Raw genomic sequence first — 26,748 nt, forward strand, 5'->3', positions numbered from 1 at the left:
ACACCTGAGAGGGCAATTCCACAGGTTTGGCCGACGGGGCTGGACAGATGGTGTAGTTGTAGTGCCGAGGACAAGCCGTTCGTCCTATAACCGACTCGGCCCGCGTCCGCCATTTCGGGCAACGTGGGTCAAGGTGCAGAATTTAGAGGAAAGAACCGTGATGGTTCGGTTCTCCCGAGGAGGCCGCTCATGACCGCTCGCACCCCTGATGCCGAGCCGCTGCTCACGCCGGCGGAGGTTGCCACGATGTTCCGCGTCGACCCCAAGACGGTCACGCGTTGGGCCAAGGCAGGCAAGCTCACGTCGATCCGTACGCTCGGCGGGCACAGGCGCTACCGCGAAGCGGAGGTCCGTGCGCTGTTGGCGGGCATCCCGCAGCAGCGCAGCGAGGCCTGAACAACCCGCAAAACCGGACATTTCCGGGCCTCCCCTAGCCCGGTGATGCCCCGCAACTCTTTCTGAACGACGAGCGCCTGCCCCAACAGGTCCCATTCCCGCTCGACTTGGGTGCGTCGTGGATCGCGCTGGACTCCGCCGGGTCCAGCGCGATCTTTTTGTGTCCGCGGCCGGCCGGGGCCTTCTGGGCCTCCCTGGGCCCTTCCCGGCCCGGCCGGGACCCTCCGAGGTGCCGCCGCCGCTCACGGAGCCGTGCGAGGTGTCCGCGGCGGGGCTGTGGAGTGGCTGTGCGGTGGCTGTGCGGTGTCGGCGAGAGGCCCGTTCGGAGGCTCCGGGAGGGGCGTCCGGGGGCCGGGGGAGGGGCGGAACCACTCATTCCGGGATCCCTGGAACAGGGTGCAATTGTACATATTAAATTGACTCGGTAGAGAGGGCCCCGAAGTTCCCCCGCCCCGGAAACCCATTCGGTGACTCCCATCACATCGCATACTACTTGCCGGGTTGTGACTCTTTGGGGTATTGGCACATCGAGTCGCGTGGGGTACTCCGAGTCTGACAAGGCGTGAGGCGGAACGACGCGTGGGGCGGCGCGGAACCCCCGTGGTGGGGACGGGCGGTGTCGCGCGGGGGCGGGGACGGGGTGCGCGGTCCGCTCTCGGCCGCTCGCCGCCGACGGCTCGCCCGCGGCGGGGGGCCGTCCGTTCCGGTCGCCGCCCGCGCGCCCCGGCCGCCGCCTGACGCCACCCGCCGCTCACCATCCCGCCGTCCGCTCCGCCCGCGCCACCGCCGCGCGCGCTCGGCACCGGGTGCCACGCCGCCACGCCAACGCCGTCCTACCGCCCGTACGGCGGCCGCAGGCGCGCTCGCCCGCGCTTGGCGCCCCGGTGGCGCCCGGTGGGCCGCTCGGGGCCCCGAGCGACGGCCACGGGCCGCTCACGGGGCCGCGTCAGGGCGCCGCCGGGGGACGGAAAGTGGCCACTGGGGCGAGGAGAGGGCGGGGGAAGGGCGCGGGCGCGGCCTTCGGGCCGTACGGGGGCGGGCCCGGCCGCAGACATGCGTCAGCCCGCGCGGGAGGTTGTCCGGCGCGGGCTGCAAGTGGCAGAGAGGCGGTCCTGACGGGATTTGCTGTGTTGGATGGCGGCTTTGGCCGCGGGCGCGGCCTTCGGGCCGTACGGGGGCGGGCCCAGGCCGTAGACACACGTCAGCCCGCGCGGGAGGTTGCCCGGCGCGGGCTGCAAGTGGCAGAGAGGCGGTCCTGACGGGATTTGCTGTGTTGGATGGCGGCTTTGGCCGCGGGCGCGGCCTCCGGGCCGTACAGGGGCGGGCCCAGGCCGTAGACACACGTCAGCCCGCGCGGGACGTTGCCCAGCGCGGGCTGCAAGGGAAAGGAAGGCGGTCCTGACGGGATTTGAACCCGCGGCCTCCACCTTGACAGGGTGGCGAGCACTCCAAACTGCTCCACAGGACCAGGTGACGCGCGCGGTGTTCGGGCTGCCGGGCCGCGCTGCGCGACCGACTGTACAGCAGCGCAGGCAGCGCGGTCGAACTCGCGCCCGGGGGCGCTCCCGGCGTACCGGAGCGTGCCCGGAACAGACCGGGGCGGGCCCGGCGGAACGGCCGGGCCCGCCGCGCCCCGCTCACGGCGCGGACGCGTCGATCGCCTTAAGGATGCGCTTGTCCGACACCGGGTACGCCGTGCCCAGCGCGTGCGCGAAGTAGCTGACCCGCAGCTCCTCGATCATCCAGCGGATGTCGAGCACCTCCTGCGGCACCGGTCGGCCCTCCGGGAACTGCTCCAGCAGCCACGCGTACTCGTCGCGCATCTCCCGGACCTTGGCCATGCGGGCCCGGTCGCGCTCCGCGCTGCTCGGCAGCTGCTGGAGGCGCCGGTCGGCCGCGACCAGGTACCGCATCAGGTCCGGCAGCCGCCGCACCCCGTGCTCGGTCACGAAGCCCGGCCTGACCAGCTCCGCAAGCTGCCCGCGCACGTCCGCCACGGAGTCGGCCAGGGCGGGGCTGGCCAGGGCCGCGAGGCGCCGCTCGCACGCCTGCCAGGCCGCGAGGACGTCCTGCACCCGGCGGACCGCGTCCAGGGTCGCGTCGGCGATGTCGGCCCGTACGGCGTCGAAGAGCTTGCGGAAGGACTCCTCGTCCCACGCGGGGCCGCCGTTGGCCGCGACGAGCCGGTCGGCGGCGGCCGACACGCAGTCGTCGAACAGCGCCTGCACGCCGCCGTGCGGGCTGCGGGACAGGGCCAGCCTGGCCTGGTTGCCGAGCTTGTCCTGGGCGAACTTGGCCGGGTTCGCGGGCAGGCCGAGCAGGATCAGCCGGCGCGTGCCCCGCCACATGGCCTGCCGCTGCTCGGCCTCGGTGTCGAACAGGCGCACGGCCACCGAGGCGCCCTCGTCCACCAGGGCCGGATAGGCCCGTACGGGCTGGCCGCCACGCCGGGTCTCGAAGGTGCGCGGGAGGGCGCCGATGGTCCAGCCGGTCAGGCCCTCGCTCCGCTCGACGGAGGGCGCCTGCCCGGAGCTCTCGAAGGCCCGGGAGATGGCCGCGCGGGTCTTCGGCCGCAGGCGCAGCCGCAGCGCCTCCAGGTCCTTGTCCTCGTCGAGCTTGCGGCGCCGCTCGTCCACCACCCGGAAGGTGACGCGCAGGTGGCCGGGGACCCTGGCCAGGTCGAAGTCCTCCGGCGCGACCGGCACGCCGCCCATCCGGTGCAGCTCGCGGCCCAGGACGGCGGTCAGCGGCTCGGGGCCGGCCACGGCCGACTCCAGGAAGCGCTTGGCGTAGTTGGGCGCGGGCACGTAGTGGCGGCGCACGGGCTTGGGCAGCGACCGGATCAGCTCGGTGACCAGGTCCTCCCGCAGGCCGGGGATCTGCCAGTCGAAGCCCTCGGGGGTGATCTGGTTGAGCACCTGGAGCGGCACGTGGACGGTGACGCCGTCGGCGTCCGCGCCGGGCTCGAACTGGTACGTGACGCGGAACGTCAGCTTGCCCTGCCGCCAGGTGTCCGGGTAGGCGTCCTTGGTGACGGCCTCCGCCCGCTCGCCGACGAGCATGGACTTCTCGAAGTGCAGAAGCTCCGGCTCCTCGCGGCGCTTGTGCTTCCACCAGGAGTCGAAGTGGGCGCCGGAGACGACGTGCTCGGGGAGGCGCTGGTCGTAGAAGTCGAACAGCGCCTCGTCGTCCACGACGATGTCCCGGCGGCGGGCGCGGTGCTCCAGCTCCTCGACCTCGCCGAGCAGCTTGCGGTTGTCGTGGAAGAACTCGTGGTGGGTCTTCCAGTCGCCCTCGACCAGGGCGTGCCGGATGAACAGGTCCCGGCAGGTGACGGGGTCGATACGGCCGTAGTTGACCTTCCGTCCGGCGACGACGGGCACGCCGTAGAGCGTGACCCGCTCGTACGCGAGGACGGCGGCCTGGCGCTGCTCCCAGTGCGGCTCGCTGTAGGTGCGCTTGACCAGGTGCTCAGCCAGCGGCTCGATCCACTCCGGCTCGATGCGCGCGTTGACCCGCGCCCACAGCCGGGAGGTCTCCACCAGCTCGGCGGACATGATCCAGCGCGGCGGCTTCTTGAACAGCGCCGAGCCGGGGAAGACGGCGAACTTCGCGCCCCGCGCGCCCAGGTACTCCCCGCGCGCCTCCCGCCTCCCGCCGCCGCCCTCCTTGGCGTCCTTGCCGCCGCCGCCCCGGGGCGTCTCCTTGACGTCCTTAAGGCCGATGTGCGAGAGCAGGCCCGCGAGCAGCGCGGTGTGGATACGGTCCGGCGGTGCGTCCTCGTCGCCGGCGTCGGGCACCTGGATGTCCATGGTCCGGGCGACCGCGCGCAGCTGGGTGCAGATGTCCTGCCACTCCCGTATCCGCAGGTAGTTCAGGAACTCGGCGCGGCACATGCGGCGGAAGGCGGAGGACGACAGCTCGCGCTGCCGCTCGCGCACGTACCGCCACAGGTTCAGGAAGGCGAGGAAGTCGCTGGTCTCGTCGCGGAAGCGGGCGTGGTGCTGGTCGGCCTGCTGCTGCTTGTCGGCGGGCCGCTCGCGCGGGTCCTGGATGGACAGCGCGGCGGCGATCACCATCACCTCGCGCACGCAGCCGAGGCGGTCGGCCTCCAGCACCATGCGGGCCAGGCGGGGGTCGACGGGCAGCTGGGCGAGCTGCCGGCCCACGCGCGTGAGCCGCTGCCTGCCGCGCCGCCCGTCCGGCTCCTCCTCGGTCCCCGCCCCGGTCTCCAGCGCGCCCAGTTCTTCGAGGAGCTGCACGCCGTCCTTGATGTTCCGCCGGTCCGGCGGGTCGATGAACGGGAACCGCTCGATGTCGCCGAGCCCGGCCGCGGTCATCTGGAGGATGACGGAGGCGAGGTTGGTGCGCAGGATCTCGGCGTCGGTGAACTCGGGGCGGGAGAGGAAGTCGTCCTCGCTGTAGAGCCGGACGCAGATGCCGTCGGAGGTGCGGCCGCAGCGGCCCTTGCGCTGGTTGGCGCTGGCCTGGCTGACCGGCTCGATGGGCAGCCGCTGCACCTTGGTGCGGTGGCTGTAGCGGGAGACGCGGGCGGTGCCGGGATCGATGACGTACCGGATGCCGGGCACGGTGAGGGACGTCTCGGCGACGTTCGTGGCCAGCACGATGCGCCGGCCGGTGTGCCGCTGGAAGACGCGGTGCTGCTCGGCGTGCGACAGCCGGGCGTACAGCGGCAGCACCTCGGTGTGGGGGAGGTTCCGCTTGGCCAGCGCGTCGGCGGTGTCGCGGATCTCCCGCTCGCCGGAGAGGAACACCAGGACGTCCCCGGACCCCTCCGCCCGCAGCTCGTCCACGGCGTCGCAGATCGCGGTGATCTGGTCGCGGTCGCCGTCCTCGCCGCCCTCCTCCAGCAGCGGCCGGTAGCGGACCTCCACCGGGTACGTACGGCCGGAGACCTCCACGATGGGCGCGCCGCCGAAGTGCCGGGAGAAGCGCTCCGGGTCGATGGTCGCGGAGGTGATCACGACCTTCAGGTCGGGGCGGCGGGGCAGCAGCTGGGCGAGGTAGCCGAGGATGAAGTCGATGTTGAGGCTGCGCTCGTGGGCCTCGTCGACGATGATCGTGTCGTACTGGCGCAGCTCGCGGTCCGTCTGGATCTCGGCGAGCAGGATGCCGTCCGTCATCAGCTTGATGTGCGTGTCCGGGCTCACCTGGTCGGTGAAGCGGACCTTCCAGCCCACCGACTCGCCCAGCGGCGTCCGCAGCTCCTCGGCGACCCGCTCGGCGACCGTACGGGCCGCGATGCGGCGCGGCTGGGTGTGCCCGATCATCCCGCGCACGCCGCGCCCCAGCTCCAGGCAGATCTTGGGGATCTGGGTGGTCTTGCCGGAGCCCGTCTCGCCCGCGACGATCACCACCTGGTGGTCGCGGACGGCCGCCAGGATCTCGTCCTTCTTCCGGCTGACCGGCAGCTCCTCCGGATAGCCGATGGCCGGCACGGCGGCCCGGCGCGCGGCGACGCGCTGCTCGGCCCGCTCCACGTCGGCGGCGATCTCGGCCAGCACCGCCGCGCGGGCCTCGGGCTTGCGCATGCGGCGGACGCCCTCCAGCCGCCGGCCGAGGCGCTGCTCGTCGCGCAGCGTCAGCTCGGGCAGGCGTGCCAGGAGGGCGGGCAGGGCGGGGGCGGGGGTGGTGGACATACGGGCTCCAGGATCTCACCTCACCCGGACAACCGTCGCACCATTTCTCCCGTGGCATTGCGCCCGCATCGGATGCGGTCCGCGGCGCTTGCCCTGCTATGGGAAGTGATGCGGCGGGAGCTGGCCTAGCGTGAGCCCATGGGCACCACCTGGCGGTCTGACGGCGAGGTGGACGGGTTGCGGACGGCATGGGTGACATGGACGGCATGGGCCACAGCGACGACATGGACGGCATGGGCCACAGCGACGACATGGACAGCCGAGACCGCAGGCGCAGCCGCTGGGCCCCCCAGCGGGACCCCCGGTGGGACCTTCGGTGGAGGGCTTTCACCCACTCGCCCTTCCTGCCCGCCACCGTGCTCCTGCTGATCGTGTCGGCGGCGGCCGGCCTGTTCGCCGGCTCGTACACGTACGCCTTCGCCAACCCCACCCCGCACGACATCCCCACCGCCGTGGTCGGCGACGGCGGCGGGCGCGGCCGGGCCTTCGTCGACGGCATGGAGAAGGCGCTGGACGCGTCGCTGAAGACCCGCGCGTACGACTCGTACGGGCAGGCCCGGCGCGCCGTGGAGGAGCAGAACGCCTTCGCGGTGCTGCGCACGGACGGCGGCGGGGGCGGGGGCGGCGCCCGGCCGGAGGTGCGCATGGACGTGGCCGGCGCGGCGGGCGCGCAGGTCGCGCAGGTGCTGACCGACACGGCGCCGAAGGTGGCGCGCGAGGTGGGGGTGCGGGTGCGCATTCACGACATCAAGCCGCTGCAAAAGGGCGACCCGCGCGGGCTCGCGCTGTTCTACATCTCGCTCGCGGCGGTGATCGTCGGCTTCATCGGCGCCACCCAGCTGAGCGTCCACGCCCGCGCCCTCAACCCCGCCGAGCGCATCGCCTTCACCGCGGCGTACGCGCTGCTGGGCGGCTTCACGATCGCGGCGGTCGTGGACTGGGGGCTGGGCGCGGTCGACCTGCCGTTCGCGGAGTCGTGGCTGATCCTGGCGCTGACGATGTTCACCTCGGGCATGGTCTTCACCATGTTCAACACCCTGGTCGGGCGGTGGGCGATCCTGCCGACCTGGGGCCTGATGGTGATGCTCGGCAACCCGTCCTCGGGCGGCGCGGTCTCCTGGCCGCTGCTGCCCTCCCCGCTCGGCCTCATCGGCCGCTGGCTGCCCCCGGGCGCGTCCGTGAACGCGCAGCACACGGCGGTCTACTTCGGCGGCTACCAGCACGCCTTCCCGTTCCTGGTGCTCGGCGGGTGGTCCCTGGTGGCGTGCGCGGTCTTCTGGACCTGGCGCCACCGGCACCCGGGCGGCCGGCCGGCGGACGCGTGAACGGACCGGTCTTCCTCGGCCCGCTCGTGAGGGGCGGTGCCGACGGTGGACGGGGGCTGCCCGTCGAGCCGGGTCAGGGCAGGAGCGCTTGGCGCGCGGCGACGACCGCCTTCAGGCGCGGCACCCGGGTACCGCCGAACCACGCCTGCGTACGGGGGCACAGATAGCCCAGCACGGCAGTCATGTCCTGGACATCGAGGCCGATGTTGTTGGCGAAGACCGGCTCCAGGTGGGCGATTCTGTTGCGCAGCAGGTGCAGGCGATGCACCGGCCGCTCTACGGTGCCGAGGTCCTGCGGTACGAGATGGGGGAACGCGTGCCGGAGCGCGTCCATCCACAGGGTGTGGGTGTAGCGGGAAGCGAGAAGGTAGCGCCAGAAGCCGAAGGAGAGCTGGGCGATGATGTCGCCGTCGGCTGGGACGATTCCCGGCACGGCCCCACTCCGGGCAGACGGGGAGTGCTTCCGGGCTATGCCGTCCTTGGCTCGTAGCCGGGCTGTGTCGATGTCCTTGACGGCCCGGGGTGCCAGCTCGGCGAAGGGATTGTTCAGCCAGCTTCCCTGGCCGACCGAGGAGGCTCTCCATAGACGGCTGTTTCATGGTGCGAAGCATCGTATACTCGGACCAGAAGACCCGTTTGGCCTCTGCGAGCACGCTGGCGGGTTCAGGTTCACCAAGGGTCCGCTGGCGATTCCGGCCAGGGGGCCCTTGCCTTGTCCTCTGCTGGTCGCCGCCCTGGGGGAGGGCGGGAGCTACATGAGCTTCACGCCGTCGTGTGCCCGGACGGCGGGCGGCGACGCGGCGTCGAGGGCGTCCAGGACGCGGACGGCGTATGCCTCGTCGGCGAGCCTGACAACGTCTTCGCGGGTCGCCCAGCGCAGCGCGCGGGTCTCGTCGCTGGTGGTGGGGGCACCGCCGATGGCCTCGCAGCGGAAGACCAGGGAGACGATCAGGCCGGTCATGTTCTTGTAGACGCCGGTCAGGACGGCCGGAAGTCCGATCTTGACGCCGGTCTCCTCCAGCACTTCCCGTTGGAGGGCGTCGGGGATCGTCTCACCCGCCTCCAGCACGCCGCCCGGCGGCTCCCAGTGGCCGTTGTCCCGCCGCTGGATCAGCAGGGCCCGGCCCTGGGCGTCGACGATGACCCCGGCGACGCTTACGGAGTGCGGACGCTGGCTGCTCACGGTCGATCTGGTCTCTCTCGCTCGGTCGGAGTTCTGTCCGGCCTCGGGGCGCCTACCGTAGCAACACCTGCTGGTATCTTGTCTAGACGTCTAAAGGAGTTCAATGCCTGATGCCTCTTCCCGTGCCCTCGGCGCGCTGGACCCCGTCAGCGATCGCGCGGTCTTCCGGCAGATCGCCGATCAGCTGCGCGAAGCGATCGACAAGGGCCGCTACACGGAAGGTGACAAACTCCCTTCCGAGTCGGAACTGATCGAGCACTACGGCGTCTCCCGGATGACCGTTCGCCATGCCCTCTCCGTCCTTCAGGGAGAAGGTCTGGTGGTCTCGGAACACGGCAGGGGCGTCTTCGTCCGGCGCCGGCCTCCGGTGCGGCGCCTGGCCTCCGATCGCTTCGCACGCCGACACCGCGAACAGGGCAAGTCGGCATTCACGGTCGAAGCCGAGGCGGCAGGCAGCCGTCCGGATGTCGACAGCCTCGAAGTCCGGGAGGAGCGGCCCTCTCAGGACATCGCCTCCCGGCTGGGTTCGCCTCGGAAGGTGGTCGTCCGTCGCCGTCGTTACCTGCTCGACGGCCGCCCCGTGGAGTACGCCACCTCCTACGTCCCGCTCGACCTCGCCCACGGCACCGCCATCGCCCAGCCGAACCCCGGTCCCGGCGGCATCTACGCCCGGCTGGAGGAGCTGGGGCACCGCCTCGACCACTTCGAGGAGGAGATCCGCGCCCGTATGCCTACTCCCCAAGAGGTCAAGACCCTCGCTCTGGCCACCGGTGTGCCGGTGATCCACCTCGTCCGCACCGCCTACGACAGCGACGGCCGCCCTGTGGAGGTCTGCGACACGATCATGGCAGCGGATGCCTACACCCTCGCCTACCAGCTCCCCGCGACGTGAGAGACGGCGAGCCGCGCCGACGCGGAGCGGGCCGCCGGACACGACGAAGCCCCTTCCGGACGATCCCGGAAGGGGCTTCTGCCCTCGTGAGGGCTGCGGTGGCTGGGGCCGGGGTCGAACCGGCGACCTTCCGCTTTTCAGGCTGTGCCGGAGGAGGGCTGTTCCTGGCCCGGCCGTCTGTGGAAGTGCGTGGTTGGTCGTGGTTGTCTGCTGCTGTTGGCGTACGGGTTGGCGTACGCCAACAGCAGGAGCTGTCAGGTTTCCGATGTCCAGCCCCACCCGCCTTCTGCGGCCGGGTTGCCGTTGGCGTCACGCGACAGGGACTCCAGGCCGACGAACCGTGGCGCGCGTCCCGTGACCACTCCGGCGCGGCGCTGGTACAGAGCACCGGAGCGCCTGTGAGGCAGGTCCACGGTCCGGATGTGCTCGAAGCCCATCCGTTCGTAGTAGTCACCAAGCTGGGTGTTGGTCTTCCAGGCATCAACCCGGAACCAGTCCTTGCCCGCTTTTTCTGCCTTGAGCGAAGCCCAGTCGATAAGGGCGACCCCTATTGATCTCCCGATCGCAATCTGAGATGTAATAATCCTGTGCCCGTATAGGGCGGATTGGGGATCGTCGGCGGGTTTCCAAAACTCTGGATCGGCGAAGTCATCGACCGTGACGGTGCCCATGTAATCGGCGCCGCAGTGGGCGATATAAGCGTTGCCCCTTTCGATGTCGCGCAAGATTTTTTTGGTGTCGGCCGGATATTGCCATTGCCCCTGTGCTTTGAGCCGTTCGGATGCATCGGCCCACATATCCGCGATAACTCCGACCTCTTCTGTGAGTGCGGGGCGAATGGTGATGTCGTCAGACATTGTGTTCACGTGCTCCCAACTCGTAACGAAGGACGTTCCGGTCCGTCGGCATCGATGTGACCGTGACCCGCACCGGTCGTTCCTCCGTGTACCCGACGCGAGTCCTGACCAGCAGGGGCACCCCCGGTTCTACGGCTAGTTCCTCGGCCTGCTTGGGGTTGGGCATGAGGGCTGTTACGTCATCGACGTACCGCACTTGGCCGTAGCCCATTGATGCCATGTATGCGATTACACCTTCCGGGATGTCGGCCGGTTCGGCGACCGGCGTATTCCGAACGATGTCGTGAGGGTAATAGGAATCCTCGGTTGACCAAGGGTGCTCGTCCACGTAGCGAAGTCGGCGCCGTACCACAACCAGCGCATTCGGTTCAATTTCCAGTCGTTTTGCGATGTCGGGTTGCGCTTCCTCGATACTGACGGTGATTTTCTGACTTGGTTCGCGCCCTTGCTCGCGAATGTCCTGAACCCACGCGTCAACGCCAGCCGTGACTCGCCGGTTGTGGTCTTCGGAGCGAGACGAGTTGTAGACCAGGACATCCGACCGTCGGACGATGTACGCCCGCCCATGAATCGGAGAAATGAGTCCTTCCGCAACTAGCCGCTGCAAGCCAAGCCGCACGGTGTTGCGAGACGCGCCATGGGCCTCGCAAAGCGTGCGCTCGCTGGGGAGCTTGCTCCCCTGGGGGTAGGCGCCGCTGACGATCTTCTCTCGCAGGGCGTCGGCGAGCTGCACATACAGGGGGTCTGATCGGGTCGCCATGCTCCCATCCTGCCACTGGTTCATACGAGCTGAACCAAGCGCTTGACGGCGCCCGCGTCGGTGGTGCAGCATCTTCTCAAGTGGTTGGTACCAGATGAACCACTTGACCTCGTTGGTGGAGGGCCTTGTTTGGGCTGTCCGCCCGTGGAGTCCGCTCCGAGGCGCCTGGAAGCCGCTGACCTGCGGTCGAAGGAAGCGTTTGTTGTTTGAGAACTGAACAGTTGTTGCAGTGACTGAAGCCGGAAGTTCCGCATGGGTCCGGTTGAGCCCCTGGTAGGTCCCTCGCTAGCTCGCACGCCCACGGATGTGGGCCTGTAGGTCACTGCGCCGCGCCGCCGCCCGTGGGGTCTAGGCGCGGACTCCTTCACGCACGCACCTTGCCGCCCGCTGGCGGTCGGCGCGCTCTCGCGCCCAACGACTCAGACGAACGAGATGAAGGGATCGGCGATGCGCCGAAGACCCTCGGGCCCCGCCGTGCTGGACCGGCATGGCGGCGGACCCGTTCGCGTCATCCCGCGTCGGCGGTCGGCCGGACATGTGCGTCCGGGTTCGGCTGCCGTCGCGGGTCAGCCCTGATGGTCGTAGCCGGGTTCGACTCCCGGCGGGGCGCTCCGGCCAGACCGGCCGGTTTCACTCCGAAGGCGGCGGCTCCCTGGCAGGAACGTCCGCCGCCTTCGGGTCTCCCCATCTCTCCAGAGACAGGAGCCCAACCAATGTCCCACACCGGCCCGGACCCCGGAACGGCATCCGGCATCGACCGGGAGCCGACCGACGATGAACTCGCCGCCATCGACCGCGAGATGCCCGTGATCCTGGCTGAGGTCGACCTGCTGGATGTGCGGATCGCCATGTTCGACCGGCCGCTGCACCCGATCGACGCCCGCCGCGTCCGGCGTGCGGAGCGGCGTCTGATGGCCGCGCGGGCCCGGCTGGCCAGCGCCCGCCCGCAGCACCGAGCAGGGGTGCTGGCATGAGCGGCGCCCTTCCCTCCCTGGCCGCTGCCGCGCCGGTGGCGGCCGGATGGACCCTGCACAGTCTGTGGATGCGCCGCCGGATCACGGCCGCGCGGTGCGATCCGCTGACGGGTCTGCCCACCCGGGCCGGGTTCGAGCGGCGGGCCGCTCGGCTGCTGCGGCGCGGGGGTCCGTGCGCGGTGGCCGTCATCGACCTGAACGGCTTCAAGCACATCAACGACACCTTCGGCCACGCGACCGGTGACCTGGTGATCCAGGGCGCCGGGCACGGGCTCGCCGAATGGAACCATGACGGCGCCCATGGCGTGGTCGCGCGGGTAGGCGGGGATGAGTTCGCCGCCGTCTTCCCCGAGACCGGTCCCGACGGGGCCCGTCTGGCGCTGGGCGGGTTGCACGGGCTGCTGACGGCCCCGTTGTGGTGCGACGGGCGGACGGTGGGCGTGGGCGCTTCGGTCGGCGCCGTGTGGCACCCCTGCCCTGCCCCCGCCGACCTGCCCGTCCTGCTGCGGCGGGCGGATGAGGCGATGTACGCCGCCAAACGGCACGGCGGCGGTGTCCGCCTCGCCGATGACGCCCCCGGGCCGGGCCGTGCCACGGTCAACGGCCGCCGCGCGGGCCGCCCCGGAACCCACCTCCCCCCGGCCGTCCCGGCCGCCCCGGAAGGGACTTCCCGATGAGCTACTGGACACCGACCACTCTCGTACGCGTCGATGACGACTACGACCGCGACCGCGCCTCGGACGGGTATTCACGGTTCGGCGTGTACCTCGCCCAGCGGCCGGACTGGTTTCACGAGTCCGGCGAGCCGGACACTCCGCTGGGCGCTGAGGAGTTCGCCGCCGCCGTGTGGCAGGTGGCCACCGGGCCGGTCATGTCGCCCGGCTACGTGCACACCCGCCCCGACCTGGGAGCCGTGCGCATCCTGCACCGGGAGGACGGGGCCGGGCTGCTGGCCGTGGTCGACGTCCCCCTGCCGCATTCCGCCGTGCGCTCCCGCCTGCCCTACGCCTGGCGCGACTGGGAGAAGGACCGGTACAGCCTCGCCGACGACGGCGACGGCGGCTACCGGCAGCTCGTTGCGCCGGGCGATGACCGCCCGGCGGTCCTGGTCACCGCGCAGGTACGCGCCCCGCTGGACGGCGCGCTGCTCGCCCCGACCGCGACGCGCGGGCGGGGCCTGACCGCGGACGCCAAGACCGCCGTGCGGGTGCTGGCCGGGCAGGTAAACGCGGTGGCCGGGCCGATGGTCGCGGCGCTTACCACCGGGCCGGGGGGTGTCCGGTGAACCGCCGGGCGAAGGTCGCGCTGGTCGGGGCGCTGGTCGCCGTGGTCGGCATGGCGTTCCGCGTGTCGTGGAACGCGCTGCGGGATGTCGCCCGCGCTGTCGGCGCCGACAGCACGGCCGCGCTGCTGTACCCGTTCGTGGTCGACGGGTTGATGGCGCTGGCCCTGGTCGCGACCCTCACCCTGACCGGGGAGGACCGGCGGTTCGCGCTGCGGGTGCTGGCCGCCTACACGGCCGCGTCGCTGGTGCTCAACTACGTGCACGGCATGGTCCCCGCCCTGCACCACCCCGGCGGCGGCCGGATGCGGCTGGCGGACTGGGCACCGGCCAACTGGGTCTTGGTGCTGCTGGCCACCTCGCTGCCGGTCGGCTCGATCTTCTTCGGCTCCGACCTGGTCGCCAAGGTCCTCCACCACCGCCCCGACCCCGCCCCCGACCCGTCCGCCGATACGGCGGACGCGGACGGCGCGGCGGAGCGTACGGAGCCCGTACGGCCTGCCGACAGCGCGCCGGTTCCCGCCCCGTCCGGTGCGGTCGACGCGGGGGAGGGGGAGCGTACGGCACGCCGTACGGGCCCGGCCGCGTACGGGGTGTCCGCGCAGGCCGCACCCCGTACGCCCGCCCCCGCCCGCGCGGCGGCGTACACCGTACGGGCGGGGGTGCGTACGGGCGTACGGGACACCCGGGGTGCGGCGTATGAGGACGCGGAGCTGGAGCGTACGCGGCAGCGCGCTGAGCAGGTGTACGCCGAATCCCTGGACGCCGGGCGGCCTATCGGTCCGGCTGCTCTGGGGCGGGAGTTCGGGTTCAGCGAAGGGTGGGGCCGCAAGCGCATCAAGGCCGTCGAAGCCCGCCGCACCACCACCCCCGCCGCCGCCCAGAGCGCTGCCGGTTCCCCGCACCTGGTCGGCGCATCCGGCGACGCCTGATGTCCGCCCGGTTCTACGACCCCGATGGGACCCGCTTCGGCACGCCTACCTATCCGTGGCGTCTGGCTCCGCCCGGTCTGTTGACCCGCCGCCAGTTGCGTGCGATGGGGCTGCGGCCGGGTGGTCAGCGTGTCGCGGCTCAGGTGATGTGGCGTTCGCGCCGTTACGGGGCGGGTGTGCGGGTGGCCTACCTCTACCGCCGCGATCTGGCCCGGCCGGTCCGGCCGATGACGCCTGCGAAGTGGCGGGCGCTGGCGCGGGCGAACGCCGCCCGCCGCACCTGCCCCGACTGCGGCCAGGACCCCGGCTACATCCCCGCCCGCGCGCTGGGCTGCTGCAACACCTGCGCCCGCGCCCTGCACCCGGCGGCCTGACCCCCTCTCTCCTTCTTCTTCCTGTGCAAGGAGTCTTCATGAGCGAGACATTCGAGACCATCCGCTACACCGCAGACATCGTCATCGTCGACACCGACCGGCGGGTCCTGCTGATCGAGCGGGGCTGGGACCCCTTCGCGGGGCGCTGGGCCCTGCCGGGTGGGCACGTCGACCCCGGTGAGACCAGCCTCGCCGCCGCCGTCCGCGAACTGGAGGAGGAGACCCGGGTGCGCGTGCCCGCCGGGAACCTGCGCCAGATCGGTGTCTGGGACACCCCCGGACGCGACCCGCGCGGCCGGTACGTGACGGTGGCGTATCTCGCGGTCGTCCCCGTCGGCACCCCGGCCGCCGCCGGGGACGACGCCCGCACCGCCGGTTGGTGGCCGCTGGACGCCCTGCCGTCACACCTCGCGTTCGACCACGCCGACATCCTGACCGCCGCGACGCACGCCCTGGGCCTGGCGGCCTGACCGCCTGGCTTCCGTCCGCCGCACTCGGTGCCTTGCCCGGGTGCGGCGGGCGGTGGCCGGACAGCCCGGCCGACACCAGATACGGAGCACATCGTGAAGGTCACCATCACCGACACCAGCGGCACGACCATCCAGACCACCGTCTCCGACGACGACACCGCCCGCCACTTCGAAAATCTCCCGTTCGAGACCGACCACATCGTCGCCGTCACCGTCACCTCCTCGGACGCGCCCACCGAGGACTGACCTTGCCCCGGGACGGCCGCGAAGCCTGCCAGCGAAACCGGCCGCCCCGGGGGCCCGCATCCCTTCGTGCACTGCACACGGGAAGGACAGACTGCCAGTGAACCACGAGCACCAAGACGACGTGTTCGCCCGGTCGGGGGCGGACTTCAGGGCCGACTGGCCCGGCTCGGGCGGCAGGGTTGCCGACCGGGGCAAGGCCCGCGCCGCCCGCACCGAACCGCCCGGCCCCCGGCCTGCCCCCGGCCCCGACGACGGTTTCGGTATGCCGGTGCCGCTGTCCGGCCCGGTAGAGCTCCACACCGAGCGCGCCGAGCGTTCCGGCCCGGTGGTGTGGGTGCCGGACGCCTACGGCCGCATGGTCCCCATGCCCAAAGACCAGATCATCCGCCCGGCCGCCGCGGTGCCCGTGCCGGTGGCCCCGCCTGCGGCCGGGCCGCGTGTGGACCCCGTCGCGCAGCGGCTGGTCGGCGGCGCCGCGCTGGCAGCCGGTACCGGCTGGGGCACGTCGATGGTCCTCGACCAGCTCACCGCGTCCGCCACCGGTCTCGGGCTGCTGCTGGGCGCGTACGTGCTGAACAAGCTCGCCGGACCGCGCGGCGGACGGGGTGACACCCACATCACCACCATCACCACCACCCACCACGTCACCAATCGGTGGTGGGGCCGCTCCACCACCCACACCCACATCCGCAACCAGTGACCGAATGACCAGGAAGGACACCACCGCTATGGGCGGATGGCTCTGGAAGACGCCGCGTGGTGAGGAGATCCTCGCCCCCGACCCCGGTCCGCTCAACCCGGCCGGAACGACTCCCGGCCAGCACGCGACCAGCGCCAACGGCAGTCGCCCCAACGGGCTGCCCGCGGGCGACTCCCCCGACACCCGCCGCCGCAGGCGCGTGAGGGCGAGCTGACCGATGGACGTTTACCGCTCTTACACCCGCGCGGAGAAGCGCCAGCGTGCCCGGCTGCTGCTGCGCGGCGGCAGGCAGGCCCTCGCCGGGGCTGTCGACCCGCGTATCGACCGGCGTATCGAGGAGATCGACGCCCGCGCGGAGGACCGGGGACTGCGCGAGGCCGCCGCGCTGCACCGCCAGCACGACCAGGCCAAGGACGACCTCGCCGCCGCCAAGGCCGCCGAACGCGCCGCCAAGTGGAGCGACCGCCCGGCCGCCCGCGAGGCGCGTAAGCAGGCCGAACAGCGCGTCCGCGCCACCGAACACGCCCTACGCCGCGCCGGACTCGCCTGACCCGCCACCGCCCGCCCGCCGCCGCCCGCCCCCGAGGCGGAACGCGGCGGCCGGCCGATGGCCCCCCACTCCGCGTCTCCCCGCCCAACACCCCTGCTTGGAAGGAAGCTTCGCCATGCCCTTATCCCGTCTGTTCGCCCTCTGGGCCGCTCGCCTGCGGCTGCTGGCCGCCGCGCCGCGCGGCACGCTGCTGGGGCGCGGCCATCACCAGTGGACCGGCGCCGCCTGCCTCGCCGTCCTGGCCCTGCCCGCCCTCTTCGGCCGCCAGCCCGACACCCTCACCACCGCCGTCATCCTGCCCGCCGCCGCCGCGTCGTGGGCTCTTGACCTGGCCGGGGCGGTGGCGCACATCGGGTGGGAACGGGGGCTGCTGTGGCCCGGTGTCGCCTGCCCGTGCTGCGGCCCCCACCACGACGGCCCCGGCGGCAACGGCGGCGGGCCCGGCGACGGCGCCCCGCCGCCCGGACCCGGCCACCTCGGCGACGACCACCGGCTCACCCCCGCCGACCTCGCCTGGCTGGACAACATCTCCCGCCTGCCCCACCCCGGCACGGCCACCATCCCGCCGCCCGCCGGGACACGGCCCGGCCGGACGGTTACCGCACCCTCCGGCCGCTCCCGCGTCCGTGTGCCCCGGGGCGCCGTGACCTGACCGCCTGGCTTCCGTCCGCCGCACCTGGTGCCTTGCCCGGGTGCGGCGGACGGTGGCCGGACAGTCCGGCCACCGCGGCAAGAGGAGACACCATGGGCTTCCTGCCCTTCAGCCCCCGTGCCACCCACCACGTCGACCAGGCACAGGCCGCCCTCCGCGACGGCGACACCGACGGCGCGGCAGCCGAGATCAGCCAGATCATCCAGCACGGCACCCCCGAAGACCTCGACCGCGTAGAGGCCGCACTGGCCGAGGCGCATCGGCGTCTCCGCGATTCCCGCTGACCCCTTCCCCTTGTGAGGCCGTTTGGCCCCGCCGCCCCGGGACGGCCGTGAAGCCTGCCAGCGAAACCGGCCGTCCCGGGCGCCTGCCCACCGCTTATCGAGCAGCAGGAGAAACCCAGCATGACAGGCACCCTGCCCCCTCCCGCACACCTTCGGCCGGTCCCCGCGCCGGGCGCCGACAGCGGCGGCGACGCCGCCGGTGACGACGCCCCTGCGGCGGCCGTGCCGGTCGACAACCCGAACCTGCCCGATCCCGGCGTGCGGACCGAGAAGCGCAAGCCGGTCCTTGCCGGATGGCTCACCAACCGCCGTGACTTCACCGCCACCGCGCGGCACGCCGCCGGGAACGCCGGGTACGCGGCGCTCTACCACGGCGTGCGCATGCCCGTATACGCCGCCCGCCTGACCTCCATGGCCCCGCGCGGGGCCTGCCGGTTCGTGGTCTCCACCAACCGGTGGGTGTGGGACCGCGAAGCGGCGCCCTTGCGTGATCACGCGGTGCGCACCGAGGACGTAGAGGAGTACATGCGGCTGGCGCAACTGCGCGCCGGGCGGATTCGGCTGCGCGGTGTGGTGACGCTGGTGGCGGCCGTGTTCGGTGCCGGGTTCGCCTTGTGGCTCTACGTCCTGGCACCGGTGTACCTGTACGCGTTCGCCGCCGGTGGGGTGCTGCTGCTGGGCATGGCCGGGCAGCAGCCCGACGCCCCGGTGGTCGGCCCGGCCGTTTTGAAGACGGAGGTCCAAAAACTCACCGGCTCCATCGTGCTGCGCGGGCTGGACAGCATCGGGAACGCGAAGATCTCCGCCGCCGTCAAGAAGGGCGGAGACATGAACGGGCTGCGCTTCACCTCCGAGATCGTGCGGGACGGCCCCGGCTACCGCGCCGACCTCGACCTGCCCTACGGCGTCACACCCGAGGACATCATGGAAGCCCGCAAACCCCTGGCCTCCGGGCTGCGCCGCAAGGTGGGCTGCGTATGGCCCGCTCCCGACCCGAGCGAGCATGAGGGACGGCTGGTGCTGTGGGTGGGCGACAAGCCGATGAACGAGACGACCAAACCCGCCTGGCCGCTGGCGAAGTCCGGGCAGGTCGACCTGTTCAAGCCGGTGGTCTTCGGCAACGACCAGCGCATGCGCGATGTGTCCGTGACACTGATGTTCGCGGCCGTGGTCGTCGGCTCCATCCCCCGCATGGGCAAGACCTTCCTCATGCGGCTGCTGCTGCTCATCGCCGCCCTCGACCCCCGCGCGGAGATCCACGCGTTCGACTTCAAGGGCACCGGCGACTTCGGGCCCCTGGAACCGGTCTGCCACCGCTACCGCTCCGGGGAGGAGAACGAGGACATCGCCTACGTCCTGGACGCGCTGCGGGAGCTGAAAGAGGAACTGCGGCGCCGGGCGAAGGTCATCAAGTCCCTGCCCCGCTCCCGCTGCCCGGAGTCGAAGGTGACCCCGGAACTGGCGAGTGACAAGACGCTGGGGCTGCACCCGATCGTCGCCGGGTTCGATGAGTGCCAGGTGCCCTTCGAGCACGAGGAGCACGGCAAGGAGATCGAAGCGATCTGCACCGACCTGGTCAAGCGCGGGCCCGCGCTGGGGATCGTCACCCTCTTCGGCACCCAGCGGCCCGACGCCAGGTCCCTGCCCACCGGCATCTCGGCCAACGCCGTGCTGCGGTTCTGCCTGAAGGTCATGGGCCAGCCCGCCAACGACATGGTGCTCGGCACGTCGATGTACAAGGCCGGATACCGCGCCACCATGTTCTCCCGCTCCGACCGCGGCATCTGCTGGATGGCCGGTGAGGGCGACGACCCGCGCATCGTGGCCTCCGCGTTCGTGGACGCCGTGGCAGCCGAGCGGATCGCCGCCCGCGCCCGGCAGGTGCGCGAGGCATACGGCAACGTCACCGGCCACGCCATCGGACAGGACCCCCAGAAGAGCACCGGCGCGGACATCCTCACCGACGTCCTCGACGTGATGCCCGCCGATGAGAAAGCCGTGTGGTGCGAGCGCATCGCCACCCGCCTCGCCGATCTGCGGCCCGAGGCGTACGCCGGGTGGAAGGGCGAGAACGTCACCACCGCCCTCAAGCCCTGGGGCATCAAGACCAGCCAGGTCTGGGGCCAGACCGACACCGGAGAAGGCAAGAACCGGCGCGGCATCGAACGCGCCGACATCACCACCGCCATCACACGCCGTAACGCCGACCGGGCCGCAGCCTGACCGCGCACCGCTGCTAGACCTAGCGGCCCCCGCTGCTAGGTCTAGCACCCCCACTAGCGGCCCATCACCCACCTGAGCAGGGACCTAGCGTCTAGCGCCTGACCTGCCGAAACCCCCTTCAACCCGCCCGGAGGCCCCTTCATGCCCCCCGCTCTCACCGCTAACACGGCCTTCCTACTCGTCACCCTCGGTTACGCCACGCTGTGTGCCGTGTCCCCGTTCGGCCCGTGCCGGAAGTGCCGGGGCTTCGGCCAGCAGGTCCGCACCGACCGGCACGGCCGCCCCCGCCCCGGCCGCGCCTGCCGCCGCTGCCGAGGCACCGGCAAGCGGATACGCCTCGGACGGCACCTGTACAACCTCGCCCGCCGCACCTGGCGCGACGGCACCCGCTGACCACCCGCACCGCCCGACCCGCCACGGAGGAACCGTGACCGTCACCGTCTCCCTCGTCCTGGTCCTGGGCATCGCCCTGGCCGCCGCCATCAAGACCCGGTCCATCGCCGTCGGCGGCGCCCTGCTCGCCGCCCTCTTCGGCTTCTACCTCGCCAGCACCACCGCCGCACCCGACATCCAACGCACCGTCACCCACCTCACCGACACCCTCAGCAGCATCGGCAACTGACACCCCCCAGCGCGGGACGGCCGCCCTCCCGCCCGAAGACCGTCGGCCGTCCCGGCCCATTCGCCCATCCCCACCCCCATACCGCCTATGAGAGGCCAACACCCATGCTCAGGCTGCGTATCCAGCGCACCGCGCTGCCCCGCAACGCCCTGATCCTCACCGACACCCCCCGCCCCGACTGCCCCCACTGCGAGGGAGCGGGCGGCACCGAACACGACTACGGCGACTACGAGTCCGGCGAGTACGCCGGGACCGACTGGGAGCCCTGCGCGTGCTGGTCCCAGTGGCGCATGGCCCTGCTGCCCCTGCCCCGCGTGCCCCGCTGGCTGCGGCGCCGCCACACCAGCCCCGACCCCTGGGCCCACAGCAGCGACTACAGCAACGAACCGCCCTTCTAGCCCCGCCCGGGACGGCCGCCCCATCTCGCCAAAGACCGGCGGCCGTCCCGGCACCCAACCCAGCTCGCTGGAACTGGAGGACTCCCAGCATGACCCATGACCGCACCACCGTGCTGCTGAACGCAGCACTCACCGCCGCCGCCCACGGCTGGCCCGTCTTCCCCCTGCGCCCCGGCGACAAGCGCCCCGCCCTCCACAGCGAAGCCCGCTGCCCCGGCACGGGGGACTGCGCGGCCGGGCACCGCAAGTGGGAACAGCGCGCCACCACCGACCCCGACCGCATCCACACCGCCTGGAGCGGGCGGCCGTTCAACGTCGGCATCGCCACCGGCCCGGCCGGACTGGTCGTCATCGACCTCGACCTGCCCAAGAGCGAGAGCAGTGCGGACACGCCTTCCGGCGTGACGACCTTCGAAGCGCTCTGCGAGCGCGCCGGGCAGACCGTCCCCACCACCCGCACCGTGCGGACCGCGAGCGGCGGGACGCACCTGTACTTCACCGCCCAGCCCGGCACCCGGCTGGGCAACACAGCGGGCAAGCTCGGCCCGCTCATCGACACCCGCGCCTGGGGCGGCTACGTCGTCGCAGCGGGCAGCACCACCACCATCGGGCCCTACACCCTCACCGACCCCACCCCGCCCGCCCCACTCCCCGAATGGCTGTACGCCCGCCTGACGGCCCGTCAGCCCGCGCGGAGCCTGATGTCCCTGCCCTCGCCGTCCAGGGCCTCACGCTACGCGGCAGCGGCCCTCAAGGCCGAAACCACCGCCGTCGCGGACGCCCAAGAGGGCACCCGCAACCGGACCCTGCTGCGGGCCGCGCGCGCTCTGGGACGGCTGGTCGCATCCGGCGACCTCACCCGGTCCGAGGTCGAACACGCTCTTAATGCGGGGGCGGAGCGGGCCGGACTGCGCGAGTACGAGCGCATGCCGGTGATCACCAGCGCCCTGAACTGGTCCATCGCCCACAACCCGCAGCGCAGGACGGCATGACCCCCCGCCCCCATCCCCCCATTAAGAGCCTCCCGCCCGCAGCGCGGGCCGACAAGGACCCCGTGACCGCGCGCCCCTGCTGTGCACCAAATGCGGCAGCCCGGTCAGCATCGCCGAGGACGTCACGGGCTACTGCGACTGGGGACCCGCCGTGATCGACGACCACGGCACTGTGCGCCCGGCCCAGCCCCACATGGAGTTCTACAAGGGCGAGCCCGTCCGCGTCCGCGCCGTGTGCAGCAACGACGGCTGCGGCCATGAGTGGACGCTACGCCGCCCCTTCGACCCCGATGCCATCAACACCCCATGACCCGAACCCCACCAACCGCACGGCTGAACGGCTGTACGCCACCCGCCACCGACACCCCGGCCGTCGTCACCGGCATCACACCGGGCCTGACCGTCCGCACGCACGGCACGCCGAGCGCCGACTGGCTGTGCGCCTGCGGCCACCACGAACACGCCCACGGCCGCGACGCCGAACTGACCACCCGCGTCCGCGTCGGCACCTGCCCCCACACCACACCCAGCACCACGGCGACCGCTGCCCGCAGCGAGAGGACCGCCGCATGACCCACACCCCACCCAACCCCCCGGCCACCACGCCACCGGACACCGACGGCGCCACCCTGCTGGACGACGTAGAGCGCTTCCACCGCAGGTTCAACATCTTCCCGCTGGAAGCGGCCTACGTCGCGGTCGCCCTGTGGGACGCACACGCGCACCTGCTGGACGCGTTCGACAGCACCCCGCGCCTGGCGTTCCTGTCCCCAGAGCCGGGATCGGGGAAGTCCCGCGCACTGGAGATCGTGGAAACCCTCACCCCCCGCCCGATGGTGGCCGTCAACGCCAGCGCGGCGGCCCTGTTCCGGTCCGTCTCCGGACCCGCCGGACGGCCCACCATCCTGTTCGATGAGATCGACACGGTGTTCGGTCCGAAGGCTGGGGAGAACGAGGAGCTGAGGGGTTTCCTGAACGCCGGGCACCGCCGCAAGGGGGTCACCTACCGGTGCGTCGGCGACGGCGGCAACCAGACCGTCCAGCCCTTCCCCTCCTTCTGCGCGGTAGCCGTCGGCGGACTCGGCTGGCTCCCCGACACCATCCTCACCCGCTCCGTGGTCATCCGGATGCGCCGCCGCGCCCCCAACGAGCACATCGAGCACTACCGGGAACGCATCCACGAAGCCGAAGGCCACGCACTGAGGGACCGCCTCGCCGCATGGGCCGACACCGTCCGCGACCGCGTCAGCGGCGCCTGGCCCACCATGCCCGACGGCGTCACCGACCGCCCCGCCGACGTGTGGGAACCCCTGCTGGCCGTCGCCGACGCCGCCGGGGGCGCCTGGCCCGAGCGGGCCCGCGCCGCCTGCGTCGACCNGGGCGCCTGGCCCGAGCGGGCCCGCGCCGCCTGCGTCGACCTAGTCGCCGCCGCTGCCGAGGGGAACAAGGCGTCCCTCGGTATCCGCCTGCTGACCGACCTGCGCGACGCGGTGTTCAACGGGGTCGACCGCGTGCCCACCGCCCAGATCCTCGCCGGACTCAACGCCATGGACGAAGCCCCCTGGGCCGACATCGACGGCAAGCCCCTGGACTCCCGCCAGCTCGCCAAACGGCTCGGCGACTACGTCACCGCCGACAACCAGCCCATCAAGACCCGCAACATCCGCACCGGCGACGGCATCGTCAAGGGCTACTACGCCGCCGACCTAGCCGACGCCTGGCGCCGGTACTGCCCCCCACCCCCGCCCACATCCGCTACATCCGCTACACCCACCGCATAGACCGACCCTGACCAGCGGAAACGGTGTAGCGGATGTAGCGCCCCGCATCCGCTACACCGCCGCTACACAACCACCCTGTCCGCTACAGGCCCCGCCCCCTGTAGCGGACCATCCGCTACATCCCGCCCGCACCGCTACACGAAACAGGCCCCTGACCTGCGCTGTAGCACATGTAGCGGATGTAGCGGACCTACGGGAGGGGGGCACCCCCCCCGCCACACGCCGCGAAGGAAGGCCGCCATGCCCGCCGCCCCTGTCGCCCAAGCACTGACCGTTCCGGAAGTCATGACCGCGTTGCGACTCAGCCGCTTCAAGGTCTACGACCTCATCCGCTCCGGGGAGCTCCCGAGCTTCACCATCGGCCGGGCCCGCCGTATCTCCGCTGACTCTCTCCGCACCTTCATGAGCAATCGAATAGAGGAGGCCGCCTAGTGGCGAAGCGCGCCAACGGCGAAGGCAGTATCACCCGCCGAAAAGACGGGTTGTACCACGGTCGCGCCTTTGTGACCACGACGAGCGGAATCCGCAAGCGGGTTTCCGTCTACGGCAAGACGCGCGACGAGGTACGCGCGAAGGTCACGGAACTCCAGGCGCAAGACATGAAGGGCATTCCCGTGCCCGACACGAACATGAACATGGAGGAATACCTGGCGTACTGGCTGGCCCGCGTGGTCAGGGTCAACAGGCGGCCCAAGACGCACCAGGGCTACGAAAGTGTCGTGCGCGTCCACCTGGTTCCCGGCCTCGGGCGTAAGAAGCTCCGGACGCTCCGGGCCGCTGAGGTCCGAGCCTGGCTTGGCCGGGTGGCCGCCGAATGCCAGTGCTGCAAGCACGGCCGGGACAAGCAGCGGGACAAGCCCCGCTGCTGCGCGGCGGGGGAGTGCTGCCGTTCGTACCTTTCCCGCCGCATGGTGCAGTCGATTCACGCCGTGCTGAGGAACGCGCTTCAGAACGCCGTAAGAGAGGAACTGATCGTGCGGAACGTCGCCCAGCTCGTACAGGTCCCCACGCCTTCCTACGGGACGGGAAAGGGCCTGAGTATCGCTGAGGCCCGCCTGCTCCTCAAGGAATCCCAGAACGATCGGCTGCATGCGCTCTATGTGCTCGCGCTCGCGATGGGAATGCGGCGCGGCGAATTGCTGGGGCTGAAGTGGGACGCCATCGACCTCGACCGGGAATCCCTGATCGTGGAACGGTCGCTTCAGCGGGTGGGCGGAGAGCTGACGCTCGTCCTGCCCAAGACGGATTCCTCCATCCGGACGATCCCGCTTCCGCCGCTCGTCACCAAGGCGCTCACCGAGCACCGCGAGCGGCAGAAGCAGGAGCGAGCGGAAGCCGGGGACACCTGGACGGAGACCGGGCTGGTCTTCACGTCTCGGGTCGGGACGCCGATCGAGCCGGACAACTTGCGGCGGAGCTGGTACCCCCTGCGCCGCCGCCTTGGGCTGAAGCTCCGCTTCCATGACCTTCGTCACACCTGTGTGACGCTGCTGCTGGACTTGGGGGTCCCGCCGCACGTGGTGCGGCAGATCGCCGGGCACAGCGACATCGGGGTGACGATGAAGGTCTACGCTCACGCCTCGCTCGCGGAGCAGCGGAAGGCCCTCGGAAGCCTTGGGGACAAGCTCTCCTGAGACTGTTGGGGTAGCCGTTGGCGTAGTGGACAAGCGAAAGGCCCTGGCAAGATCACTTGCCAGGGCCTTTGCGCTGTTCAGCGGCGGTGGCTGGGGCCGGGGTCGAACCGGCGACCTTCCGCTTTTCAGGCGGACGCTCGTACCAACTGAGCTACCCAGCCGCAGCGGTCCTGACGGGATTTGAACCCGCGGCCTCCACCTTGACAGGGTGGCGAGCACTCCAAACTGCTCCACAGGACCAAACACGTACGAGCACCAGTCTCGCACACGGTATTGCGTGCCCCCAACGGGATTCGAACCCGTGCTACCGCCTTGAAAGGGCGGCGTCCTGGGCCACTAGACGATGAGGGCCGATGGCCCGCCTGAGCGCCGGGTGGCGCCGTCGGGGACGTGAGAAGCATATGGGATGCCGCGAAGGTTCGCCAAAACAGTTGACGGTGCCGGTGGCGGCGCGGCGCTCGCGGCGGGCCCGGGCGGCCCCGGGGCCCGAGCCGGGCGGTCCGCCGCTTCGTCCGCCGCCTCGTCCGCGGCGGCGGTCTGCCGGACAATGGCGGCGTGCTGGAGATGACGCGCGAGGAGTTCGAGGAACTGGTCGGCGAGGCCCTGGACCGCATCCCGCCCGAGCTGACGCGGCTGATGGACAACGTCGCGGTGTTCGTGGAGGACGAGCCGCCCGCGACCGACCCCGACCTGCTCGGGCTGTACGAGGGGACGCCGCTGACCGAGCGCGGCGAGTGGTACGCCGGGGTGTTGCCCGACCGGATCACGGTCTACCGGGGGCCGACGCTGCGCGGCTGCGAGACGCGGGAGGACGTGGTCACCGAGACCGAGGTCACGGTGGTCCACGAGATAGCCCACCACTTCGGCATCGACGACGAGCGGCTGCACGCGCTCGGCTACGGCTGACGACCGCCCCCGCCCCCGGCCCAGGACGCGGATGTGGCGTGCGCGACGCCGGCGGCGCGTGTCCTGAGCGGTGCGGGGCCAGTTGGGCATGAGTCTGAACCCTGCTGGCCGGAGGTGCCCCGCCCATGCCCGGATTCCCCGCTTCACGCCCCTATGGACCGTATGGTCCCGGCGATCCCCGCGAGCCTCGCGCGGACGGCCTCCCCGCCGAGGGGCGCACACCCGCCCGTACGCACACGTGGACGGGCGCCCGGATGCGGACCGCGGCCGGGGTCGCGGCCGCGGTGGCCGCCGCCATGGCGCTGGGCGGCTGCATGAGCGTGTCCGACGACCCGCAGCACTCCGGGGCGCGCGGCGGTGCCCGGCACCATCACCGCGGGGCGGCGCGGCCGGACGGCGGCGGGCCGTGGTCGGACGGCCAGGGCGGCCGGGTGCTGCCGGACCGTGCGGCGGGGCACGGCGGGCGGCCGGGGGACAGGGGCGGGAAGGACGGCGAGCACGGCGGGGACGGGAAGAAGGACGGGGACGACAAGGACGAGCGGGGCGGCGAAGGGCGACCGGCTTCCGCGCCCGACGGCCGGCCGTCGTCGCCGTCCGACCGGGCGGGCTCGCGCCCGCACGGCCCGGGGCCGTCCGCGCCGCCGCAGCACGGCGG

General features: G+C 71.8%; 31 protein-coding genes, 4 tRNA genes and 1 pseudogene. 27 read left to right on the plus strand and 9 right to left on the minus strand.

Going from position 1 to position 26,748, the window contains the following annotated elements; genetic code table 11:
- Window positions 1-189 precede the first annotated feature (189 nt).
- Window positions 190-396 (plus strand): developmental transcriptional regulator BldC, encoded by a 207-nt coding sequence (gene bldC, locus RKE29_RS05680; protein WP_003949541.1) that lies wholly within the window; start codon window positions 190-192, stop codon window positions 394-396.
- Between the two features lie 1,393 nt (window positions 397-1,789).
- Here the strand turns inward: bldC and RKE29_RS05685 are convergent.
- A tRNA-Asp gene (locus RKE29_RS05685) sits at window positions 1,790-1,864 on the minus strand.
- A gap of 169 nt (window positions 1,865-2,033) precedes the next feature.
- On the minus strand, window positions 2,034-6,056 hold the full coding sequence (hrpA, locus tag RKE29_RS05690; protein ID WP_312003929.1) for an ATP-dependent RNA helicase HrpA: 4,023 nt from the start codon (window positions 6,054-6,056) through the stop codon (window positions 2,034-2,036).
- 251 nt (window positions 6,057-6,307) lie between these two features.
- Between hrpA and RKE29_RS05695 the strand changes: the two genes are divergently transcribed.
- A complete protein-coding gene (locus RKE29_RS05695) occupies window positions 6,308-7,381 on the plus strand; it encodes an ABC transporter permease (protein ID WP_312003958.1) in 1,074 nt (357 codons plus the stop codon).
- Window positions 7,382-7,454: 73 nt separating this feature from the next.
- On the opposite strand, the gene RKE29_RS05700 is transcribed toward RKE29_RS05695, so the two are convergent.
- Both RKE29_RS05700 and RKE29_RS05705 read right to left on the minus strand, forming a co-directional pair.
- Complete coding sequence (locus RKE29_RS05700; RefSeq protein ID WP_312003930.1) at window positions 7,455-7,814, minus strand: hypothetical protein; 360 nt, start codon at window positions 7,812-7,814, stop codon at window positions 7,455-7,457.
- A 318-nt stretch (window positions 7,815-8,132) separates the two neighbouring features.
- Window positions 8,133-8,564 carry an NUDIX hydrolase gene (locus RKE29_RS05705; RefSeq protein ID WP_312003931.1) on the minus strand — a complete coding sequence of 144 codons (432 nt, stop codon included), beginning with the start codon at window positions 8,562-8,564 and terminating at the stop codon, window positions 8,133-8,135.
- Window positions 8,565-8,667: 103 nt separating this feature from the next.
- Here RKE29_RS05705 and RKE29_RS05710 point away from each other — a divergent pair, with 103 nt between their 5' ends.
- The gene (locus RKE29_RS05710; RefSeq protein ID WP_312003932.1) at window positions 8,668-9,456 is read left to right on the plus strand and encodes a GntR family transcriptional regulator; all 789 of its coding nucleotides are present in this window, start codon (window positions 8,668-8,670) and stop codon (window positions 9,454-9,456) included.
- A gap of 254 nt (window positions 9,457-9,710) precedes the next feature.
- On the opposite strand, the gene RKE29_RS05715 is transcribed toward RKE29_RS05710, so the two are convergent.
- Both RKE29_RS05715 and RKE29_RS05720 read right to left on the minus strand, forming a co-directional pair.
- Window positions 9,711-10,313 carry a GNAT family N-acetyltransferase gene (locus RKE29_RS05715; protein ID WP_312003933.1) on the minus strand — a complete coding sequence of 201 codons (603 nt, stop codon included), beginning with the start codon at window positions 10,311-10,313 and terminating at the stop codon, window positions 9,711-9,713.
- Window positions 10,306-11,073 (minus strand): GntR family transcriptional regulator, encoded by a 768-nt coding sequence (locus RKE29_RS05720; protein WP_312003934.1) that lies wholly within the window; start codon window positions 11,071-11,073, stop codon window positions 10,306-10,308. The genes RKE29_RS05715 and RKE29_RS05720 overlap by 8 nt, the downstream gene beginning before the upstream one ends.
- Window positions 11,074-11,786: 713 nt before the next feature.
- Between RKE29_RS05720 and RKE29_RS05725 the strand changes: the two genes are divergently transcribed.
- From RKE29_RS05725 to xerC, 22 genes are all read left to right on the plus strand, one after another.
- Entirely contained in the window at window positions 11,787-12,047 is a 261-nt protein-coding gene (locus RKE29_RS05725) for a DUF6284 family protein (RefSeq protein ID WP_312003935.1), read from the plus strand.
- Window positions 12,044-12,724 carry a GGDEF domain-containing protein gene (locus tag RKE29_RS05730; RefSeq protein ID WP_312003936.1) on the plus strand — a complete coding sequence of 227 codons (681 nt, stop codon included), beginning with the start codon at window positions 12,044-12,046 and terminating at the stop codon, window positions 12,722-12,724. Before RKE29_RS05725 ends, RKE29_RS05730 begins: the two co-directional genes overlap by 4 nt.
- Window positions 12,721-13,332, plus strand: coding sequence for a hypothetical protein (locus tag RKE29_RS05735; RefSeq protein ID WP_312003937.1), 612 nt, complete (start codon window positions 12,721-12,723; stop codon window positions 13,330-13,332). Before RKE29_RS05730 ends, RKE29_RS05735 begins: the two co-directional genes overlap by 4 nt.
- Window positions 13,329-14,261, plus strand: a complete 933-nt coding sequence (locus RKE29_RS05740; RefSeq protein WP_312003938.1) for a DUF2637 domain-containing protein — start codon at window positions 13,329-13,331, stop codon at window positions 14,259-14,261. Before RKE29_RS05735 ends, RKE29_RS05740 begins: the two co-directional genes overlap by 4 nt.
- Window positions 14,261-14,635 carry an RRQRL motif-containing zinc-binding protein gene (locus RKE29_RS05745; protein WP_312003939.1) on the plus strand — a complete coding sequence of 125 codons (375 nt, stop codon included), beginning with the start codon at window positions 14,261-14,263 and terminating at the stop codon, window positions 14,633-14,635. The genes RKE29_RS05740 and RKE29_RS05745 overlap by 1 nt, the downstream gene beginning before the upstream one ends.
- A 38-nt stretch (window positions 14,636-14,673) precedes the next feature.
- Complete coding sequence (locus RKE29_RS05750) at window positions 14,674-15,105, plus strand: NUDIX hydrolase (RefSeq protein WP_312003940.1); 432 nt, start codon at window positions 14,674-14,676, stop codon at window positions 15,103-15,105.
- 93 nt (window positions 15,106-15,198) lie between these two features.
- The gene (locus tag RKE29_RS05755) at window positions 15,199-15,351 is read left to right on the plus strand and encodes a hypothetical protein (protein ID WP_312003941.1); all 153 of its coding nucleotides are present in this window, start codon (window positions 15,199-15,201) and stop codon (window positions 15,349-15,351) included.
- A gap of 97 nt (window positions 15,352-15,448) precedes the next feature.
- Complete coding sequence (locus RKE29_RS05760; protein ID WP_312003942.1) at window positions 15,449-16,051, plus strand: hypothetical protein; 603 nt, start codon at window positions 15,449-15,451, stop codon at window positions 16,049-16,051.
- A 28-nt stretch (window positions 16,052-16,079) separates the two neighbouring features.
- A complete protein-coding gene (locus RKE29_RS05765) occupies window positions 16,080-16,265 on the plus strand; it encodes a hypothetical protein (protein ID WP_312003943.1) in 186 nt (61 codons plus the stop codon).
- 3 nt (window positions 16,266-16,268) lie between these two features.
- On the plus strand, window positions 16,269-16,601 hold the full coding sequence (locus RKE29_RS05770; RefSeq protein ID WP_312003944.1) for a hypothetical protein: 333 nt from the start codon (window positions 16,269-16,271) through the stop codon (window positions 16,599-16,601).
- A 115-nt stretch (window positions 16,602-16,716) separates the two neighbouring features.
- Window positions 16,717-17,253, plus strand: a complete 537-nt coding sequence (locus tag RKE29_RS05775) for a hypothetical protein (protein ID WP_312003945.1) — start codon at window positions 16,717-16,719, stop codon at window positions 17,251-17,253.
- Between the two features lie 92 nt (window positions 17,254-17,345).
- On the plus strand, window positions 17,346-17,537 hold the full coding sequence (locus RKE29_RS05780) for a hypothetical protein (protein WP_312003946.1): 192 nt from the start codon (window positions 17,346-17,348) through the stop codon (window positions 17,535-17,537).
- A 120-nt stretch (window positions 17,538-17,657) separates the two neighbouring features.
- Window positions 17,658-19,760 carry a cell division protein FtsK gene (locus tag RKE29_RS05785; protein ID WP_312003947.1) on the plus strand — a complete coding sequence of 701 codons (2,103 nt, stop codon included), beginning with the start codon at window positions 17,658-17,660 and terminating at the stop codon, window positions 19,758-19,760.
- 141 nt (window positions 19,761-19,901) lie between these two features.
- Window positions 19,902-20,153 carry a hypothetical protein gene (locus RKE29_RS05790; RefSeq protein ID WP_312003948.1) on the plus strand — a complete coding sequence of 84 codons (252 nt, stop codon included), beginning with the start codon at window positions 19,902-19,904 and terminating at the stop codon, window positions 20,151-20,153.
- Between the two features lie 34 nt (window positions 20,154-20,187).
- Window positions 20,188-20,382: a hypothetical protein gene (locus RKE29_RS05795; protein ID WP_312003949.1), complete on the plus strand. Its 195-nt coding sequence runs from the start codon at window positions 20,188-20,190 to the stop codon at window positions 20,380-20,382.
- Window positions 20,383-20,486: 104 nt separating this feature from the next.
- A complete protein-coding gene (locus RKE29_RS05800) occupies window positions 20,487-20,780 on the plus strand; it encodes a hypothetical protein (RefSeq protein ID WP_312003950.1) in 294 nt (97 codons plus the stop codon).
- A gap of 89 nt (window positions 20,781-20,869) precedes the next feature.
- Entirely contained in the window at window positions 20,870-21,772 is a 903-nt protein-coding gene (locus tag RKE29_RS05805) for a bifunctional DNA primase/polymerase (RefSeq protein ID WP_312003951.1), read from the plus strand.
- A gap of 151 nt (window positions 21,773-21,923) precedes the next feature.
- Window positions 21,924-22,082 (plus strand): hypothetical protein, encoded by a 159-nt coding sequence (locus RKE29_RS05810; protein WP_312003952.1) that lies wholly within the window; start codon window positions 21,924-21,926, stop codon window positions 22,080-22,082.
- Window positions 22,079-22,345 (plus strand): hypothetical protein, encoded by a 267-nt coding sequence (locus RKE29_RS05815; RefSeq protein WP_312003953.1) that lies wholly within the window; start codon window positions 22,079-22,081, stop codon window positions 22,343-22,345. The genes RKE29_RS05810 and RKE29_RS05815 overlap by 4 nt, the downstream gene beginning before the upstream one ends.
- On the plus strand, window positions 22,342-23,553 hold the full coding sequence (locus tag RKE29_RS05820; protein WP_312003954.1) for a DUF3631 domain-containing protein: 1,212 nt from the start codon (window positions 22,342-22,344) through the stop codon (window positions 23,551-23,553). The genes RKE29_RS05815 and RKE29_RS05820 overlap by 4 nt, the downstream gene beginning before the upstream one ends.
- A 240-nt stretch (window positions 23,554-23,793) precedes the next feature.
- Complete coding sequence (locus tag RKE29_RS05825) at window positions 23,794-23,985, plus strand: helix-turn-helix domain-containing protein (protein WP_312003955.1); 192 nt, start codon at window positions 23,794-23,796, stop codon at window positions 23,983-23,985.
- Window positions 23,985-25,187 carry a tyrosine-type recombinase/integrase gene (gene xerC, locus RKE29_RS05830; RefSeq protein ID WP_312003956.1) on the plus strand — a complete coding sequence of 401 codons (1,203 nt, stop codon included), beginning with the start codon at window positions 23,985-23,987 and terminating at the stop codon, window positions 25,185-25,187. Before RKE29_RS05825 ends, xerC begins: the two co-directional genes overlap by 1 nt.
- A gap of 87 nt (window positions 25,188-25,274) precedes the next feature.
- Here xerC and RKE29_RS05835 read toward each other — a convergent pair.
- The 3 genes from RKE29_RS05835 to RKE29_RS05845 all read right to left on the minus strand — a co-directional run bounded on the left by RKE29_RS05835 (window position 25,275) and on the right by RKE29_RS05845 (window position 25,538).
- Window positions 25,275-25,348, minus strand: a tRNA-Phe gene (locus RKE29_RS05835).
- Between the two features lie 4 nt (window positions 25,349-25,352).
- A tRNA-Asp gene (locus tag RKE29_RS05840) sits at window positions 25,353-25,427 on the minus strand.
- Between the two features lie 38 nt (window positions 25,428-25,465).
- A tRNA-Glu gene (locus RKE29_RS05845) sits at window positions 25,466-25,538 on the minus strand.
- 204 nt (window positions 25,539-25,742) lie between these two features.
- Between RKE29_RS05845 and RKE29_RS05850 the strand changes: the two genes are divergently transcribed.
- Both RKE29_RS05850 and RKE29_RS05855 read left to right on the plus strand, forming a co-directional pair.
- On the plus strand, window positions 25,743-26,093 hold the full coding sequence (locus tag RKE29_RS05850) for a metallopeptidase family protein (protein WP_312003957.1): 351 nt from the start codon (window positions 25,743-25,745) through the stop codon (window positions 26,091-26,093).
- 254 nt (window positions 26,094-26,347) lie between these two features.
- Window positions 26,348-26,748, plus strand: a pseudogene (locus RKE29_RS05855) (hypothetical protein); the annotation flags it as partial.

Origin of the sequence: Streptomyces sp. B1866 (assembly GCF_031932565.1) — a bacterium.
Lineage (GTDB): Bacteria > Actinomycetota > Actinomycetes > Streptomycetales > Streptomycetaceae > Streptomyces.

What these genes read in the sequence shown, in the direction of transcription:
- RKE29_RS05825 (WP_312003955.1), top strand. Translation starts at nt 23,794, where the DNA reads ATGCCCGCCGCCCCTGTCGCCCAAGCACTGACCGTTCCGGAAGTCATG.
- RKE29_RS05800 (WP_312003950.1), top strand. Translation starts at nt 20,487, where the DNA reads ATGCTCAGGCTGCGTATCCAGCGCACCGCGCTGCCCCGCAACGCCCTG.
- RKE29_RS05730 (WP_312003936.1), top strand. Translation starts at nt 12,044, where the DNA reads ATGAGCGGCGCCCTTCCCTCCCTGGCCGCTGCCGCGCCGGTGGCGGCC.
- RKE29_RS05695 (WP_312003958.1), top strand. Translation starts at nt 6,308, where the DNA reads ATGGACAGCCGAGACCGCAGGCGCAGCCGCTGGGCCCCCCAGCGGGAC.
- RKE29_RS05745 (WP_312003939.1), top strand. Translation starts at nt 14,261, where the DNA reads ATGTCCGCCCGGTTCTACGACCCCGATGGGACCCGCTTCGGCACGCCT.
- RKE29_RS05710 (WP_312003932.1), top strand. Translation starts at nt 8,668, where the DNA reads ATGCCTGATGCCTCTTCCCGTGCCCTCGGCGCGCTGGACCCCGTCAGC.
- RKE29_RS05805 (WP_312003951.1), top strand. Translation starts at nt 20,870, where the DNA reads ATGACCCATGACCGCACCACCGTGCTGCTGAACGCAGCACTCACCGCC.
- RKE29_RS05720 (WP_312003934.1), bottom strand. Translation starts at nt 11,073, where the DNA reads ATGGCGACCCGATCAGACCCCCTGTATGTGCAGCTCGCCGACGCCCTG.
- RKE29_RS05785 (WP_312003947.1), top strand. Translation starts at nt 17,658, where the DNA reads ATGACAGGCACCCTGCCCCCTCCCGCACACCTTCGGCCGGTCCCCGCG.
- RKE29_RS05775 (WP_312003945.1), top strand. Translation starts at nt 16,717, where the DNA reads ATGCCCTTATCCCGTCTGTTCGCCCTCTGGGCCGCTCGCCTGCGGCTG.
- RKE29_RS05815 (WP_312003953.1), top strand. Translation starts at nt 22,079, where the DNA reads ATGACCCGAACCCCACCAACCGCACGGCTGAACGGCTGTACGCCACCC.
- hrpA (WP_312003929.1), bottom strand. Translation starts at nt 6,056, where the DNA reads ATGTCCACCACCCCCGCCCCCGCCCTGCCCGCCCTCCTGGCACGCCTG.
- RKE29_RS05750 (WP_312003940.1), top strand. Translation starts at nt 14,674, where the DNA reads ATGAGCGAGACATTCGAGACCATCCGCTACACCGCAGACATCGTCATC.
- RKE29_RS05725 (WP_312003935.1), top strand. Translation starts at nt 11,787, where the DNA reads ATGTCCCACACCGGCCCGGACCCCGGAACGGCATCCGGCATCGACCGG.
- RKE29_RS05765 (WP_312003943.1), top strand. Translation starts at nt 16,080, where the DNA reads ATGGGCGGATGGCTCTGGAAGACGCCGCGTGGTGAGGAGATCCTCGCC.
- RKE29_RS05770 (WP_312003944.1), top strand. Translation starts at nt 16,269, where the DNA reads ATGGACGTTTACCGCTCTTACACCCGCGCGGAGAAGCGCCAGCGTGCC.
- RKE29_RS05735 (WP_312003937.1), top strand. Translation starts at nt 12,721, where the DNA reads ATGAGCTACTGGACACCGACCACTCTCGTACGCGTCGATGACGACTAC.
- RKE29_RS05790 (WP_312003948.1), top strand. Translation starts at nt 19,902, where the DNA reads ATGCCCCCCGCTCTCACCGCTAACACGGCCTTCCTACTCGTCACCCTC.
- bldC (WP_003949541.1), top strand. Translation starts at nt 190, where the DNA reads ATGACCGCTCGCACCCCTGATGCCGAGCCGCTGCTCACGCCGGCGGAG.
- RKE29_RS05715 (WP_312003933.1), bottom strand. Translation starts at nt 10,313, where the DNA reads ATGTCTGACGACATCACCATTCGCCCCGCACTCACAGAAGAGGTCGGA.
- RKE29_RS05780 (WP_312003946.1), top strand. Translation starts at nt 17,346, where the DNA reads ATGGGCTTCCTGCCCTTCAGCCCCCGTGCCACCCACCACGTCGACCAG.